Here is a 15,384-nt window from a genome sequence, read left to right as displayed (position 1 = left end):
AAGTAAATAACGCAATGGATACAGACAAGGCAGTAGCGCAGGTCATCGAAAAACATGAGGCCGCTGGTAAATACATCTCAGTAGATGGCATAAGGATTTTTGTATTAGACGAAGGGGTTGGGGTGGCCGTGTTCTGCATCCATGGCGTGCCCACTTCCTCGTTTCTTTACCGCAAGGTGATCCGGGCTTTGGCCGCCAAAGGCATGCGCGGCATTTGCGTGGATTTGCCCGGGCTAGGCTTGTCTGCCAGGCCTGATGACTTTGATTATACTTTCCGCAATTTCGCCCGTTTCCTGGCCAGGGCCACAGAGGTACTGGGCCTGGAAAAGTACCACCTGCTGGTGCACGACATTGGCGGGCCCATTGGCTTTGCCCTGGCAGCTGAGCAGAGGGACAAGGTGCAGTCGCTGACGATACTCAACACCTGGATCGACGTGGTGAACTTTAAGAAGCCCTTGCCGATGCGGCCTTTCGAAATGCCTTTGCTGGGAGAGGCGGAGCTGAAGAGCCTGACGCATGCTACCTGGTATTTCGGTTTTGAGAAGGCAGCCGTAGCGCATGCCGAGGGTATCCCGAAAGAGGAAGTATACGCTTATGTAGACCTGCTGAAGCGGGAGGACGGCGGCGCGGCGTTTCTGAAGATCATGCGCCATTTTGAGAAGTCGGAGGAGTTCAGGAGGTTGTGCATGCAAGCGGTGGAGAGGGTGCCATACCCTATACAGGCCATCTGGGGAGCAGAGGACCCAGGCCTGCAGTACGAGCGCTACGGGCAGGAAATAGGGCTTGCCGCCAACCTGCCGGTGGTGCACAAACTGGATGCCAGCCACCTGCTGCAGGAAGAAAAGCCGGAGGAGATTGCAGACATGGTCGTTGAGCTGGCCCGGAAGGCGTAAGTACGGCAAGTGCTCCAGATCTTATCCTTTAGCTTTGCATACTTTTTTAGGATGATCAACACCAATTGTTAGTAACAGTGCACTCACTGGATGGTGGTTAAGAATAAGAGCCAAAAACGTGGTTGGGCAACTCACGTGCTCTGGCACAGGCGGCCGCTTGTGCCAGAGCAAGCAAGCTACAGCTCCAGCGTCAGCTGGTAACCATCGCGCAGGCGGTCGTGCTGGTAGGTGAGGCTGGAGACGGAGATGCCCAGTAGGCGCACCGGGTACGCCGGCAACTGGGGCGTGCGCAAAAGTTCTCTCGCTATAGTATAAATGGCGCTGGCGGAGGTAAAATCGCTCAGGTAGGTTTTGCTGCGGGTGTTCAGGGTAAAGTCGAAGTACTTGATCTTAAGCGTCACGGTTTTGGCGCTGGCCTGCAGGCGGGCCATGTCCTGCGCCACTTCCTCGGCCAAGAACTGCAGGCGCTCCAGCATGTCGTCTTCTTCCGTCAGGTCCTCATCATAGGTGCGCTCCGAGCCAATAGACTTCCGGACGCGGTGCGGCTGTACGTCGCGGTCGTCCTGGGCGCGGGCCACGCGGTAGTAGTAGCGGCCCACTTTGCCGAAGTGGCGCACCAGCTCTTCCTCTGGCCGTAACCGCAGGTCTGCTCCGGTCAGAATGCCCATACTTTGCATCTTGGCGGCCGTAACCTTGCCAATGCCATGAAACTTCTCGATCTCCAGGCCCGCCACCACTTCTTCGGCCTTATCCGGTGTGATGAGCGTGAATCCGTTGGGCTTGTTCATATCAGAGGCGATCTTAGCCAGGAATTTGTTGAACGAAACGCCTGCCGAAGCCGTAAGCCCTGTTTCCTCCAAAATGCGCTGCTTGATTTCCTTGGCAATGATGCTGGCCGAGGGCATGCCGATTTTGTTCTCCGTCACATCCAGGTAAGCCTCGTCCAGCGAGAGCGGCTCCACCAGGTCGGTATAGGAGTAGAAAATCTCCCGTATCTGTCGCGACACGGCGCTGTAGACATCGAACCTGGCCTTCACAAAAATGAGCTGCGGACAGCGCTGGGCCGCTATCTTAGAGGCAAGCGCCGAGTGCACTCCATACTTGCGGGCCTCGTAGCTGGCCGCAGCCACCACACCACGTGCCTTGGATCCCCCCACGGCCACAGGCTTACCGCGCAGCTCGGGGTTGTCGCGCTGCTCCACGGAGGCAAAAAAAGCGTCCATGTCGATGTGGATGATCTTGCGGATGGGCTGTTCCAAAAGTATGGCTTTTATACTTGCAAAGGTACAAAAACCGCTTCAGGAAGTATAGCCACCAAGGCTAGGAGTTAGGGCATGCCTGTAATTCTTTACCGCTTACCCACCAATGGTTTGAGCGCGCTTTTGCCAGGAAAGTGCCTAAGCCACCGGCTCAGGCTTAATGTTCTGGTTTACCTTGAAAAGATTAGTCGGGTCATACTTATACTTGATGTGCGCCAGTTTTTCATAGTTGTCGCGGTAGGTGGCCCTGATGCGCTCGTCGCCTTCTTCCATCATGAAATTGACATAGGCGCCGCCTGCTGAGTAAGGGTGCAGGGCGTCAAAGTATGCCTTTGTCCATTCTGTGATTTTGTCTTTGTTGGCTGGGTCGGGGTCTACACCTATAATCACCTGCGACCAGTTGGCGTCGCGGTAGCTCCAGGCGGTGGCTGCCTTATCAACTTTATGTGCGGCGTCATTCACAGGGTACAGGTGCATACTGGAGAGAGGGGTGGGCAACTTACGGGCAAACTCAATATGGCGGTCAATGGCCTCGTCCGTAAGCTCATTCACAAAGTCAGCGCGCCAGTACCACTGGTGCCCGGGCGGGTACAGCGGGTCAAACATGCTTTGCAGGGCAGGGTGCGGAATAGGGCCGACGAAGTCTATGGCTGCTTTTGGTCCTATACTTCTGATCGGCTGAAACATCTCCTCTGCTTTGTCCGGAGGGCCGGTGTAACACCACACAACGCCTCCCATTATTTTATGGTGGTGCTCGGCCGGGAACGGGTCAGCCGGAGGAACCTGCACAAAGGCGAAAAAGCCGTTGATGTCTTCCGGAGCTTGCAATATGAAGTTGCGCCACCACTGCATAACCTGCTTTGCCTGGTCCAGTTCCCAAAGCATGGGCCCGGCATAGTCTGTATCCACGGGGTGCAGCTTAAACAGGAAGGACGTCACCACGCCAAAGTTGCCACCGCCGCCCCGCAAGGCCCAGAAAAGGTCTTCGTGCTCTTCCTTGTTGGCCTTTACCAGGCTGCCGTCCGCCAGTACTACGTCCGCCTCCAGCAGGTTGTCTATGCTGAGCCCATATTTGCGGGTGAGGTGGCCGATGCCGCCGCCCAGGGTAAGCCCGCCAACACCTGTGGTAGAGATAATGCCGCTTGGAGTGGCCAGGCCAAAGGCGTGCGTGGCGTGGTCTACCTTGCCCCAGGTACAGCCGCCCTCCACCCGAACCGTTCGCTGCGCAGGATCCACCTGCACCCCGTTCATGTGCGAAAGGTCGATCACAAGTCCGCCTTCGCAGATGCCCAGGCCCCCACCGTTGTGACCGCCACCCCTTACAGCCACCAATAGGTTGTTATCGCGGGCGTAGTTGACGGCATGGATCACATCGGCCACGTCCTCACAATAAGCGATGAGGGCTGGGTGCTTGTCTATCATGGCATTGTATACTTTCCGCGCCTCATCGTAACCGCTTTCGTCAGGCCTGATGAGCGCTCCGCGCATGCCAGATTTTAGTTGCTGAATTGTTGTTTCCTCTATCATAACACTCCCTTTTTGTTTTGGCTTTGCACCATTGTTCGAGGTGTTCCAGAGGGTGAGGGAATGGTCGAGAATGCCCGAGAGGTGCAGTCGCTCGTTAGAAAAACCATGTTGTTTTTATATACGTTTCCGGTTGGTTTAGAGGAAGCGCATAGCTGGGAAATAGGTGGCTGTATGGTAGCAGGGCATGAAAGGAGCGTTAAGCTGTGCAGAAAGAACCAGGGCAGGTCTTGCACTAGCCCATACCCTGTTTCCTACCAACCGTATACCCAACCTCAAACTATAAAATTCAAAAGCATGGCAGAGAAAGTATGGTTTATCACCGGGGTATCGAGTGGATTTGGCCGTGTGCTGGCGGAGGAAGTGGCCAGGCGCGGTGATAAGGTGATTGGCACCGTGAGGCAGCACCGGCAACTAGAGGAGTTTAACGCCATTGCGCCGGGCAGCACCTTCGCTTACCTGATGGATGTGACCAATGCCGATGGTGTAAAAGCCACCGTGGATGCTGCCGTAAAGCACCTGGGCCGCATTGATGTGCTGGTGAACAACGCTGGTTTCGGGTTTCTGGGAGCCGTGGAAGAGGCTACGGTAAAGGAGTTCCGGGAGGTGATGGAGACGAACTTCTTCGGGGCGTTGCAGGTAACGCAGGCGGTGCTGCCGTACCTGCGCCGGCAGGGCCATGGGCGTATTTTGCAGATGTCGTCGGTGGCAGGTTTCCGGAGCACGCAGGGCTTTGGCGTGTACAACGCCAGCAAATTTGCCCTGGAGGGCATGATCGAGGCACTGGCGCAGGAGGTAGCACCCCTGGGCATACGCGTGAGCATCATAGAGCCAGGGCCTTTCCGCACCAACTTTGCCGGGTCAAGTATAAAAAGTGCGCAGCAGGAGATGCCCGCGTATGAGGGAACAGCGCACGTGTTTAAAAACACCATTCTGGGTTATGCCGGGCAGCAGGATGGCGACCCGGTGAAGGCGGCGCAGGTGCTGCTGCAGGTAGTGGACAGCGATAACCCGCCGCTGCGCCTGCCGTTGGGCCAAACAGCATATGATGCGGTGCGCAAGAAACTGCAGCAGGTGGAGCAGGATCTGGGCGACTGGGAAAGCATCGCGACCAAAACATCTTTTAATGAGTAAACACCCCAAGGCGGAAAGCAGCCCCGGCTGCAGCGGCTGTTCTATACTTTAGGCGTACACACTCAGCCGAAATCGCGTAAAGCGTAAACCTAAAGCAAAGTATAACCAAGCTATGAAAAAACTACTATGGCGGGCACCGCTGCTCGCACTGTTTATAAGTATGACCTTACTCGGTTGCTCGGAGTCGGCACGTACCACAGAAGAGACCGATGGGGATATAGTTTCCCAGACAGGCAAAACCGGGGCCGACACGCTGTTAGACAACACGAACCAGGACGTGCAGTTGCCGCCACCGGATACCACGCACAGCGCCGGGAAGCGTAGCAAAACGATTGGCTGGCCTCAGGGGAAGACTCCTGCAGCCCCGGCAGGGTTTACAGTAACAAAATTCGCCGGCGACCTGAAGCACCCCCGCCGCATCTACGTGGCTCCCAACAAGGATATTTTTGTGGTAGAGTCAGATGATGAGGAGAAGAGCGCTAACCGCATCACGATGTTCCGCGACACCAACAGCGATGGCAACCCCGACCAGCGCGAGGTGTTCCTGACCGGCCTGAACCAACCGTACGGCATGCTGGTCCTCAACAATTATTTTTATGTGGCCAATACCGATGGCGTGCTGCGCTACCCATACAAAGAGGGCCAAACCAAGATAACCGGTAAGGGAGAGAAAATTGTGGAGCTGCCGGCGGGCGGCTATAACCACCACTGGACCCGCAACCTCATCGCCAGCCCGGACGGGTCTAAGGTCTACATTTCGGTGGGGTCTGCCAGCAACGTGGGCGAGTATGGCATGAAGGAAGAGGAACGCCGTGCCGCTATACTGGAGATAAACCCCGACGGCAGTGGGGAGCGCATTTACGCCAGCGGCCTCCGCAACCCCGTGGGCATGGATTGGGCGCCCGGCACCAGCACCCTCTGGACTGCCGTGAACGAGCGCGACAATTTGGGCGATAAGCTGGTGCCCGACTACCTGACCAGCGTAAAGGAGGGAGGCTTTTATGGATGGCCTTATGCCTACTTCGGCCAAAACGTAGACCCGCGCCGCAAAGGCGAGCGTCCTGACCTGGTGGAGAAAGCCCTGGTGCCGGACCTGGCGCTGGGAGCCCACACTGCCTCGCTGGGGCTGGAGTTCTACAATGGCAACCGCTTTCCTGAAAAGTACAGAAACGGTGCATTTATAGGGCAGCACGGCTCCTGGAACCGCAGTGAGTTTGTGGGCTACAAAGTGATATTTGTGCCCTTCCAGAACGGCAGGCCCAGTGGCGACTACGAGGACTTCCTGACAGGCTTTATAGCTGATGAAAGCAGGAACGAAGTATACGGGCGCCCGGCAGGGGTAGCAGAGTTGCCGGATGGCTCGCTGCTGGTAGCCGATGACGAAGGGAACACCGTTTGGCGGGTAGCGGCGCAGCGGTAAACAAATCCGTTGCGCCTGTAGTTGTAACTAAACCCAAACGGGTCTTTGCCTGATTAACATAAAGAGCATCAAACACGAAAGATATACAGCCTATGAAAGTATTGATTGTTTTAACCTCCCATTCAGAGCTGGGAGATACCGGAAAGAAAACGGGTTTCTGGGTAGAAGAATTCGCCGCCCCATACTATGTGCTGGCCGATGCGGGAGTGGAAGTAACGCTGGCCTCGCCGGAAGGAGGAGAGCCGCCCATTGACCCTAGCAGTGAGGCCCCTGGGGCCCAAACCGAGGCTACTGAACGCTACAACCAGGATGCGGCGCTGCAGGAGAAGCTGCGCAACACCAAAAAGCTGAGCGAGGTGAGCGCCGATGACTTCGATGCGGTGTTTTACCCAGGCGGCCATGGCCCGCTGTGGGACCTTACGGAGAGCCAGGAATCTATAAAGCTGATCGAGTCCTTTGCAAAGCAGAAGAAGCCGGTAGCAGCGGTTTGCCATGCGCCAGCCGTTTTTGCGAGGGTAAAGAACGAGGAAGGCGAGCCGCTTGTGAAGGGCAAGAACGTCACCGGCTTTACCAATTCCGAGGAAGAGGCCGTGCAGCTGACGGACGTGGTGCCTTTCCTGGTGGAGGAAAAGATGAAGGAGCTAGGCGCGAACTACTCCAAGAAGGATGACTGGCAGCCATATGTGGTACGGGATGGCTTGCTGATCACGGGCCAGAACCCGGCGTCCTCGGAGGGCGCGGCGCAGGAACTGCTAAAGCTGTTGCAGAAATAAGTAAAGAATCCCGCCAGGTGCATAGTATAGCCGGCGGGATTTTTTATTCCACAAGTATGGACGCTGGTTTTACCTTTGCAGAAACATGTAACAACAGGCCTCTTCTGCTGTTAATCCGACTACAACCATAAAAAGTATACATGGCAACGCTGCTCGATTTTATAGGCAACACCCCACTGGTGGAGCTGACGCACATCAATAAAAAGCCCGGCGTAAAGCTGTACGCCAAACTGGAGGGCAACAACCCCGGCGGCAGCGTGAAAGACCGCGCCGCTTACAGCATGATAAAAGCCGCCCTGGACCGCGGCGAACTGAAGCCCGGCATGAAACTGATAGAGGCCACCAGCGGCAACACAGGCATTGCCCTGGCTATGATCGCACGGCTTTTTGGGGTGGAGATTGAACTGGTGATGCCAGCGAGCGCTACCAAAGAGCGGGTGCAGACCATGGAGGCCTATGGGGCGAAGGTTATACTTACGCCCGCCGAAAAGTCGATGGAAGGCGCCATTGACTATGTGTCGGAGCAGGTGGAGCAGGGCGGCTACCTGGTGCTGAACCAGTTTGGCAACCCCGACAACTACCTGGCGCATGTGCGCACCACCGGCCCCGAGATCTGGCGCGACACGGCAGGCAAGGTAACGCATTTTGTCTCTTCCATGGGCACTACTGGCACCATCATGGGGGTTTCCCGCTACCTGAAGGAGCAGAACCCGCAGGTACAGATCATCGGGGCACAGCCGGTGGAGGGGTCGCAGATACCGGGGATCAGGCGCTGGCCGCAGGAGTACCTGCCCAAGATTTTTGAGCCAGAGCGCGTGGACCGTACCATAGACGTGAGCCAGGAGCAAGCCACGGCCATGACCAGGAGGCTGGCCCGCGAAGAAGGCGTGTTTGCCGGCATGAGCAGCGGCGGTGCCGTGCATGTGGCCACCAAGGTGATGGAGGAGCTGGAGGAAGGCGTAGTGGTCTGCATCATCTGCGACCGCGGTGACCGCTACCTGTCTTCGGATTTGTTTGCCGGGCAGTAAGTGCGGAAGGTGGCTTTGGCAGAAGTATACAATACCTAAAACCTGTACGGTACTTTAGGAGTTGTTAAATTAGTGTATCTACATTAATTCAAAAGGATGAGAAAGATCAAAAAAATACATAAAGCCGTAAGCGCACCTATTGACGACCTGGTGACCTACCGGGCTTTGCCTACCAATACTGTGGATTATATCGATCCGTTCCTGTTCCTGAACCACCATGGTCCGCAGGTGTACAAGCCCAACAACCGGGGGCTCCCGTTCGGGCCGCACCCGCACCGTGGCTTCGAAACCCTTACCTTTATACTTGATGGCGACATCACGCACCAGGACACCGGCGGCGGGAAAGACGTGATACAGGCGGGCGGGGTGCAGTGGATGACGGCTGGCCGCGGCCTGATTCATGCGGAAGTATCCTCCGAGAAGTTTAAGCAGGAGGGTGGCCCGCTGGAAATACTGCAACTGTGGTTTAACCTGCCTGCCAAGTATAAAATGACGGAACCTACCTATACCGGGCTGCAAAAGGAAAGTATACCCACCGTTACGGAGGACGGCGGCAAGGTAAAAGTAAACGTGGTATCCGGCAGCTGGCGCGACACCAAAGGCCCGATCCCGTCGCTGAGCGATATCCACATGGCCAGTATAGAACTGCAGGAGGGGGGGCGCTTTACCACCTCGGTAGCAGCAGAGCGCAACATCTTCTTTTACGTGGTGCGCGGCTCGGTAAAAGTAAACGGTGAGAAGGTAGCGAAACTAAACCTGGTGGAGTTCTCCTACTATGGAGAAGAAGTGCAGGTGGAGGCGCTGGAAAACAGCTACATTCTCTTTGGGCATGCCAAGCCGTTTAACGAGCCAGTGGTGGCCCAAGGACCGTTCGTGATGAACACCGAGGAAGAGATACACCAGGCCTTCCGCGATTACCAGCAGGGCAAAATGGGCAGCTGGGAGAGCTGGGACTAACAAGCTAAAAGGGTAGTCGATTTAGTAGTTGTATAATTATGTTAAGTAAATAGCAACAAGCGTCGCATCTACTAACAGTAACAACCGGAAATAAAACAGCAGCCCCTGCCATGATGTATGGCAGGGGCTGCTGTTTTAAGTATAAAATGGAGCCTAGCGGCCTCTGTTTGTTCTGCCTTTGGCTGCTGCTGTGCCTTTGCCCGCACCTCCTTTCGGGGCTGGCTTGGCTCCGCCTTTTGTGCCACGGCTGTCGGCTTTGGGGCCGGAGAACTTTTTGGCTGGCGCTGCTCCTCCGGGTTTGCTTTTCCCTACGCGTGCCCCTCCAGAGCCTCTCCTTTCCGGGAACCCTGTATCCTTGCCAAAGTCCTTGGGCTTGCTTTTGCCCACCCTTGCGCCACCGCGCGCGCCTGCACCTGTTTCTTTGCCTTTACTGCCCGAGCCGCCTCTGCTGGCTATACTTGCCAGTGCCTCCACGTCGGCTGGGCTGAGTTTGCGCCAATGGCCGGTTGGCAGTTTGGTCAGCGTAAAGGTCTCGATGCGCACCCGCTCCAGGTGCACCACCTTGTAGCCCAGATCCTCGCACATGCGCTTAATGTTGTGGTTGGTGTTAGGCTTCAGTATGATACGGAACCGCGTAGAGCCCTCCTTCGCTATGAATGTTTTCTGTAGCTTTTCGCCGCTTTCGGTCTCACCGCCGCCTATCAGCTTGGCGATAAATTCCGGGGAGATCAGCTTATCCACTGTTACGACATACTCCTTCTCATACTTGTTATCCGCCTTCGTGAGCTTGCGCACCAGGTCCCCGTCGTTGCTCAGGAACAGCACGCCCTCAGCCTCGCGGTCGAGCTGGCCAATGGGCTGCAGCGAGGCGGGGTAGTTAATGGCCCGCACCACGTTGTCGCGCACGCCCATGTCTGCCGTGGCCGACATGCCGGAAGGCTTGTTGAGCAGCAGGAAAACAGCCTCTTCCTCCCGCACGTTCAGCAACTGATCGTCTATGCGTACCTTGTCTTTGGGAGTCACTTTCATGCCCGGCTCCGGCTGTTTGCCGTTTACCGTTACCCGTTCCTCCTCAATCAGACGGTCGGCCTCGCGGCGCGAGCAAAAGCCCGAGTCGCTGATGAATTTATTTAATCGCTTTGGTTCCATGGTGTGTAGTGGCGCTGGTTGGCAAGTATGTGTAGTGAGTTCTGCCGTGTTTGGTTACGCCTGGTTTAAATGTAAGGCCAAAATTACGGGAAAAGGATTGCTAAACCTATTACCTTCTTCGGCCACCCTTAGCCGCCCCTTTGGAGCCACGGCCGCCACCGGTGCTGCCTTTGGCTGCCCCTCTGGAGCCCCTCGCGCTACTGGAGCTTTTAGGCTTGTCGCGCTTGCCGGATGCTGAGCTTTTACCACTTTTGGGGGCTCCGCCTGCCCTGCTGGGCCTGCCAGTGGGAGAGGAGCTGCTTTTGGCGCTTGGCTTTTTGCTTTTGGCGGGAGCAGCAGACGGTAAAGCTTTTTTGGCTGTGGAGGCGTCCTCGGTTTTAGAGGAGTGCTCTACCAGGCGCATCATTTCGGCTACCTCGGCATCGGTCATGTTGCGCCACTGGCCCAGCGGTATCTTGCTTAGCGAAAGGTGCATGATGCGCGTGCGCTGCAGGGTTTGTACTTCGTATCCCAGTGCCTCGCACATGCGGCGAATCTGGCGGTTCATGCCTTGGGTAAGTATAATCCGGAACTTACTCGGCCCCAACTGCTCCACAAAGCATTTGCGGGTGTTCACTCCAAGTATGGAAACGCCTTGGCTCATCCGTTCCACAAACTCTTGGTTAATGGGCTTGTCCACCGTTACGATGTACTCCTTCTCGTGCTTGTTGCCGGCCCGCAGGATTTTGTTAACGATGTCGCCGTTGTTGGTGAGGATGATCAGGCCCTCGGAATCTTTGTCCAGCCGGCCAACCGGGAAGATGCGCTCCGGGTAATTGGTGAAGCTAACGATGTTGTCTTTCTGTGAGGTATCCGTGGTGGTCTCGATGCCCGGAGGCTTGTTGAGAAGCAAGTATACTGGTTCCACGGCGTCAACTTCCAGCAGATTACCGTCTACGCGTACTTTGTCCCGGGATGTTACTTTAGCGCCCACCTCTGGTCTTTTGCCATTCACGGTGACGCGCCCCTGCTCTATCATTTTGTCGGCCTCGCGGCGGGAGCAGTAGCCGGAGTCGCTGATGAATTTGTTTAATCTGATGGCTTCCATGTGGTGGCAAGGCTAGAGTGGCTGCTAGTGAGGTATAGCCCACTACGTAAGGTGCAAAAATACAGGAATAGCGGAGCGATACCTAAGCGCTTGCCGAATATTCTGATCTTGGTTCTTTTGCAAAGTATAGTAGCGGGTTGCTACGCCAGCGAGTATTGCCGTAGCCACGCCTGCGCCTCACTTATGTCATCAAAAACCTTCGCCTCGAAGGCCTTCAGGCTGTTGTAGAAATTAGCCGCCGAGGACCCGGCAAAGGTTTCCGGGGTTGTGATCATGGCGAAATGCTTGAGGCCGGCACGGGCGGCACGTGGTGCCCACTCGTTCACCACCCAGTTCATGGAGTGGTCCCAGCTACCAATAATCAGGCGCGTATCATTTAACACACAGTTATAACCCGCATCGGCGAGGGCTTTTGTATAGGCCGCGGCCCCTGCCTTGATGTTCTCCTCCGTCAGATAGCCCATCCATTTTACATGCACCCACTTGTTTTTGCTGTTCGTGTCAATGGTAATATATACGCGGCCAAAAGGGTTGACAAGCTCTTGAATCATGGTGTGCTTATAACACTGTAATCGTAAAAATATTCACGCCTTTGGCCCTGTAGCAGATAAAACACTGTTTCAGGGCCAAAGGCGCTGCTAATTTACATTAGTACGGGCTTTGGATGCAATCGTTTTGAATGCAAAATGCGGCGTTTAGCTCGGGGTGGCTATTTTCTGCCCACTCTCTATGCTTTGGTTGTAGGTTAGGGTAGAAGCCGGAAGGGCCAGCAGGGGGACCAGTGGGTGCGCCGTTATCTTGCCGGTCACGCTCTTGTTCAATAGGCGCTCCAGAAAGTTGTGGCGCTGCGGAATAAGCACCAGCAGGTCGGCCTGTAGCTCCTGTATATGCTGCTGTATGTCACTGGCCACCTCTTCGCTGATATCATAGGCAAACGACATCTCGATTCCCTGTAGCTTGGCTGCTAGCTGCTCCTGCGCCATGTGTGGATCAAAGCTGGCGAGCTGAAGGTTGTTGCGGTAGAGGTGCAGCACATGCAGTTTTGCCTGGAATGCCATCACAAAATCACGCAGGGGCTCCAGGTCGGCGGTGGCGGGCATTTTGCTCAGGTTGGTGGCAAACAACACCTTTTCAAAGCGGTGGAATGGGATGTTTTCGGGCACGGCAAGTATGGGTACTTTGCTTTCCTGCATCACAGAGATCGTATTGCTGCCCAGCAGCGCCTGGCTTAGGGCGCCACCGCCCTGCATACCCATTACCACCAGCTCTGCCTCCTGCTGTCTAATTGCCTCCAGGATCATCTCATACGAGCCGCCCATTTTGGCCACAGCTTTCAGTCGCAGGTTTTTATAAGCGCCCAGGTGGCCGTTGGCTGTGCCAATCTCGGCTAAGTTGATCCGGCCGAAATCCTCCAGGGAACGAGCCTTGCCTTCCTCCAGCGCCAGTATGACATCGGTGGCATTCAGGCTTGCCGGCGGTGTCATGATAGGGTAGAAGGCATGAAAAAGGACCAGCTCCGCACCAGTCACGCGCGCTATCTCCAAGGCATAGGCCAGCGCGTTGCGGGAGTTGTTCGAGTAATCTATGGGCACTAAAATCGTTTTCATGGCACTACCTTTTTTATTTACCTGTACAGTTGCTTGGCTTTGCTACAACACTTTACAAAGATAATGCTGGCACAAGCCTGAAAATATGCGCCTGGTCAGTGTTTAAGGTGAGTTATGTCAGCTTTACAAAAAAAGGCTACCTGTGCAGGCAGCCTTTTTCAGATAGAGGTATTTGTCTGGGCGCTTAGTCGAGGCCGCCTTTGCGGGTTGGCTCACGCAAGGCAGGCCAGGTGCGCTGCTCTCCGGTTCTGGTATCAATCGGGAGCTTGATGCGCTCGCGGTTAGCCATTTCAGGGTCTTCGCTGGCCATGTAGGCAAGTATGGCTACCAGTATGGCGTTGCTGCGCACATCGTCGAACACGATCTTATCGTAGGTGTCGCGGTTTGTGTGCCAGGTGTAGGTGCCATAAGACCAGTTGAGCGAGCTCAGCATGAAAGCAGGTACGCCAGCCGCCACAAAGGAGGCATGGTCAGAGCCGCCGCCTCCCGGAAAGCCAGGATAGTGGGTCTCAATCTGGCTGGTGATCTCGCCAGGTGCGGCGCTCAGCCAGCGGCCCATGAAATCGTAAGCGTGCAGGAAGCCCTGACCGGAGATGTTTACCACGCGGCCGGTGCCGTTATCCTGGTTAAAAACAGCCTGCGTGTTCTTCACGATCTCCGGATGGTCGGCTACGAACGCGCGTGAGCCGTTCAGGCCTTGTTCCTCGCTGCCCCAGTGGCCAGCCAGTATGGTGCGTTTTGGGTTAGGGTATAGCTTTTTCAGGATGCGCATGGCCTCCATCATCACAATCGTGCCGGTGCCGTTATCGGTAGCGCCGGTGCCACCGTCCCAAGAGTCGAAGTGGGCCGAAAGAATCACATACTCCTCTGGCTTCTCCGTGCCTTTGATCTCGGCAACCGTGTTGAAGGTAGGGGCATTCTTCAGGTTCTTAGACTCCGCCTGAATTTTGATCTGTGGCTTCTGCCCAGACGCTGCCAAGCGGTACAGCATGCCGTAGTCCTCCAGGGCCATGTCAATGCTTGGGATTTTCTTGGTGTAGGCGCCAAAAATCTTGTTCACGCCAAAGCCCCGCGACCAGTTAGAGATAACCACACCAACAGCACCAGTCTGCTCCAGCACCGGCGGCAAAGTGCGGCTGTTGTAGCCTGTCTTCTTCATACGCGCCGACCAGGCTTCGTTCAGCGAGTCACGGTGCTGCTTCATTTTTTCCAGCGACTCTTTGGTGGCAAACTCCTCCCAGTTGTAGTCCGGGCGGCCGGTTGGCTGTGGCATCGAGATCATCACGATCTTACCCTTCACGTTGGGCAGCCAGCGCTTGAAAGCCACAGAGTCCTGCACATCGGGCAGCATAATCACCTCTGCGGTTACTCCTTTGCTTTTAGTGCCCGGGCTCCAGGCCAGCTGCGTTGCCTCCAAAGACTGCACGCGCGGGTGCACCATGTCCACGTGCGTTACGCCACGCTGCCAGCCGCGCCACTCGCCCCACTGCTCGTTGCGTGCGTCAATACCCCAGCTTTTATACTTTGCCACGGCCCACTCGTGGGCTTTTTGCATTTCCGGGGTGCCCACCAGGCGGGGCCCCACACCGTCCAGCAGCTCATGGGCCAGCACCTCCAGCTGCGAGTTCTCATTCGCCTCCTTAACGATGCTTTCCACCACAGGGTCTTTTACCTGCGCCTGCGCCAGGCTTCCGCTCAGCAGCAGGAAAAAGGCAAAAGCGTAAACTTTTCTTTTCATAAGGGTTAGTTTAAGAATAAATATATAGTCATTTACCATTAGAGGACTCTCGGGCGGGAAGGTTTAACAGCAGCTAAGCAGAAACCTGTGTCACCCCAGGAAGTGAAGATAAGAAGCCTTGAAGCGATAACAAACAAGGCGTGCGCAGACTGTGATTTAGGCGGCGTAATCTTGGTGTGTTCCCGTGGCTTCTTCTGGTTTATGAACTGTGATGCAGGGAGCAATATACTTCGTAAAGAGCTTCAACCCTTGCGGGGAGACGGGACCATGGGAGTTGGCAGGCTGATACCTTTTGAGGTATAAATCAGGGGAAAAGGAAACAAATTTGCACTGAATGCACTTATCAGAAAGTGCACTAGAACAGACTATGTATGCTGGAACATTCCATGTTTGAACGGCTCCCGCTGCGGAACCAGGCCGAAACGCTAGCCAAAGACGGTATCATCCTTGCCCAACGCCATTTTAACAATTGGACGGTAACGCTTTATACCTTGAACAATACCTTTGTAGAAGTTTGGGCGGGAGGGGATGCGCAGGTAATCAGTACCTTTAGGAAGTCAGCTAACGCCCTGGCCGTGCTGGAGCCCTACGTGGAGGCAATAGATGTGAGAGAGGTGCTCGGACTGTAGCCTAAGCCTTACCCTGCTGCTCCGAAACTTTGCTGCTTTCTTACCCTTGCTTTAAGACGAAAAAGCTAATGTAGAGTAGCCTCGATGGCAGGGCAGCAGGAAGACGTGCGGGAGCGATGCTGTTTCCAGAGCCTCTTATCCAGCAGCCGTCGATTTTAGAGGAGGAGGAAAGCCTAAAATACCTTA

At 55.5% G+C, this 15,384-nt stretch carries 14 protein-coding genes; 7 read left to right on the top strand and 7 right to left on the bottom strand.

What is annotated here, in order from left to right; translation table 11 throughout:
• Positions 1-14 precede the first annotated feature (14 nt).
• Positions 15-893 carry an alpha/beta fold hydrolase gene (locus tag PXG97_RS03700; protein WP_276496369.1) on the top strand — a complete coding sequence of 293 codons (879 nt, stop codon included), beginning with the start codon at positions 15-17 and terminating at the stop codon, positions 891-893.
• Positions 894-1,069: 176 nt separating this feature from the next.
• On the opposite strand, the gene dinB is transcribed toward PXG97_RS03700, so the two are convergent.
• Together dinB and PXG97_RS03690 are read right to left on the bottom strand one after the other, a co-directional pair.
• On the bottom strand, positions 1,070-2,152 hold the full coding sequence (gene dinB / locus PXG97_RS03695) for a DNA polymerase IV (protein ID WP_276496368.1): 1,083 nt from the start codon (positions 2,150-2,152) through the stop codon (positions 1,070-1,072).
• A 138-nt stretch (positions 2,153-2,290) separates the two neighbouring features.
• Entirely contained in the window at positions 2,291-3,679 is a 1,389-nt protein-coding gene (locus PXG97_RS03690; RefSeq protein ID WP_276496367.1) for an FAD-binding oxidoreductase, read from the bottom strand.
• Between the two features lie 294 nt (positions 3,680-3,973).
• On the opposite strand from PXG97_RS03690, the gene PXG97_RS03685 reads away from it, so the two are divergent.
• From PXG97_RS03685 to PXG97_RS03665, 5 genes are all read left to right on the top strand, one after another.
• On the top strand, positions 3,974-4,810 hold the full coding sequence (locus tag PXG97_RS03685; RefSeq protein ID WP_276496366.1) for an oxidoreductase: 837 nt from the start codon (positions 3,974-3,976) through the stop codon (positions 4,808-4,810).
• A 112-nt stretch (positions 4,811-4,922) separates the two neighbouring features.
• Positions 4,923-6,230 (top strand): PQQ-dependent sugar dehydrogenase, encoded by a 1,308-nt coding sequence (locus PXG97_RS03680; protein ID WP_276496365.1) that lies wholly within the window; start codon positions 4,923-4,925, stop codon positions 6,228-6,230.
• A 92-nt stretch (positions 6,231-6,322) separates the two neighbouring features.
• Complete coding sequence (locus PXG97_RS03675) at positions 6,323-7,003, top strand: type 1 glutamine amidotransferase domain-containing protein (protein WP_276496364.1); 681 nt, start codon at positions 6,323-6,325, stop codon at positions 7,001-7,003.
• A gap of 140 nt (positions 7,004-7,143) precedes the next feature.
• A complete protein-coding gene (gene cysM, locus PXG97_RS03670; protein WP_276496363.1) occupies positions 7,144-8,031 on the top strand; it encodes a cysteine synthase CysM in 888 nt (295 codons plus the stop codon).
• Positions 8,032-8,127: 96 nt separating this feature from the next.
• Positions 8,128-8,988 (top strand): pirin family protein, encoded by an 861-nt coding sequence (locus PXG97_RS03665; protein ID WP_276496362.1) that lies wholly within the window; start codon positions 8,128-8,130, stop codon positions 8,986-8,988.
• Positions 8,989-9,141: 153 nt separating this feature from the next.
• Here the strand turns inward: PXG97_RS03665 and PXG97_RS03660 are convergent, their stop codons facing one another.
• The 5 genes from PXG97_RS03660 to PXG97_RS03640 form a co-directional block, all read right to left on the bottom strand.
• Positions 9,142-10,137 (bottom strand): pseudouridine synthase, encoded by a 996-nt coding sequence (locus tag PXG97_RS03660; RefSeq protein WP_276496361.1) that lies wholly within the window; start codon positions 10,135-10,137, stop codon positions 9,142-9,144.
• A gap of 109 nt (positions 10,138-10,246) precedes the next feature.
• Positions 10,247-11,224, bottom strand: coding sequence for a 23S rRNA pseudouridine(2604) synthase RluF (rluF, locus tag PXG97_RS03655; protein ID WP_276496360.1), 978 nt, complete (start codon positions 11,222-11,224; stop codon positions 10,247-10,249).
• Positions 11,225-11,364: 140 nt separating this feature from the next.
• On the bottom strand, positions 11,365-11,775 hold the full coding sequence (locus PXG97_RS03650; RefSeq protein ID WP_276496359.1) for a SpoIIAA family protein: 411 nt from the start codon (positions 11,773-11,775) through the stop codon (positions 11,365-11,367).
• Between the two features lie 144 nt (positions 11,776-11,919).
• Complete coding sequence (locus PXG97_RS03645; protein WP_276496358.1) at positions 11,920-12,831, bottom strand: universal stress protein; 912 nt, start codon at positions 12,829-12,831, stop codon at positions 11,920-11,922.
• A 184-nt stretch (positions 12,832-13,015) separates the two neighbouring features.
• Complete coding sequence (locus tag PXG97_RS03640; RefSeq protein WP_276496357.1) at positions 13,016-14,569, bottom strand: M20/M25/M40 family metallo-hydrolase; 1,554 nt, start codon at positions 14,567-14,569, stop codon at positions 13,016-13,018.
• A 386-nt stretch (positions 14,570-14,955) separates the two neighbouring features.
• Here PXG97_RS03640 and PXG97_RS03635 point away from each other — a divergent pair, with 386 nt between their 5' ends.
• Positions 14,956-15,198 carry a hypothetical protein gene (locus PXG97_RS03635; RefSeq protein ID WP_276496356.1) on the top strand — a complete coding sequence of 81 codons (243 nt, stop codon included), beginning with the start codon at positions 14,956-14,958 and terminating at the stop codon, positions 15,196-15,198.
• Positions 15,199-15,384: the final 186 nt, after the last annotated feature.

It is taken from the genome of Pontibacter litorisediminis, from assembly GCF_029360645.1.
In the GTDB taxonomy this organism is placed as follows: Bacteria; Bacteroidota; Bacteroidia; order Cytophagales; family Hymenobacteraceae; genus Pontibacter; species Pontibacter litorisediminis.
This window is presented reverse-complemented; position numbering and strand designations above follow the sequence as displayed.

Excerpts from the sequence above, each read along its gene's own strand:
- PXG97_RS03700 (WP_276496369.1), top strand. The coding sequence starts at position 15 with ATGGATACAGACAAGGCAGTAGCGCAGGTCATCGAAAAACATGAGGCC.
- PXG97_RS03690 (WP_276496367.1), bottom strand. The coding sequence starts at position 3,679 with ATGATAGAGGAAACAACAATTCAGCAACTAAAATCTGGCATGCGCGGA.
- PXG97_RS03685 (WP_276496366.1), top strand. The coding sequence starts at position 3,974 with ATGGCAGAGAAAGTATGGTTTATCACCGGGGTATCGAGTGGATTTGGC.
- PXG97_RS03680 (WP_276496365.1), top strand. The coding sequence starts at position 4,923 with ATGAAAAAACTACTATGGCGGGCACCGCTGCTCGCACTGTTTATAAGT.
- PXG97_RS03675 (WP_276496364.1), top strand. The coding sequence starts at position 6,323 with ATGAAAGTATTGATTGTTTTAACCTCCCATTCAGAGCTGGGAGATACC.
- cysM (WP_276496363.1), top strand. The coding sequence starts at position 7,144 with ATGGCAACGCTGCTCGATTTTATAGGCAACACCCCACTGGTGGAGCTG.
- PXG97_RS03665 (WP_276496362.1), top strand. The coding sequence starts at position 8,128 with ATGAGAAAGATCAAAAAAATACATAAAGCCGTAAGCGCACCTATTGAC.
- PXG97_RS03660 (WP_276496361.1), bottom strand. The coding sequence starts at position 10,137 with ATGGAACCAAAGCGATTAAATAAATTCATCAGCGACTCGGGCTTTTGC.
- rluF (WP_276496360.1), bottom strand. The coding sequence starts at position 11,224 with ATGGAAGCCATCAGATTAAACAAATTCATCAGCGACTCCGGCTACTGC.
- PXG97_RS03650 (WP_276496359.1), bottom strand. The coding sequence starts at position 11,775 with ATGATTCAAGAGCTTGTCAACCCTTTTGGCCGCGTATATATTACCATT.
- PXG97_RS03645 (WP_276496358.1), bottom strand. The coding sequence starts at position 12,831 with ATGAAAACGATTTTAGTGCCCATAGATTACTCGAACAACTCCCGCAAC.
- PXG97_RS03640 (WP_276496357.1), bottom strand. The coding sequence starts at position 14,569 with ATGAAAAGAAAAGTTTACGCTTTTGCCTTTTTCCTGCTGCTGAGCGGA.
- PXG97_RS03635 (WP_276496356.1), top strand. The coding sequence starts at position 14,956 with ATGTTTGAACGGCTCCCGCTGCGGAACCAGGCCGAAACGCTAGCCAAA.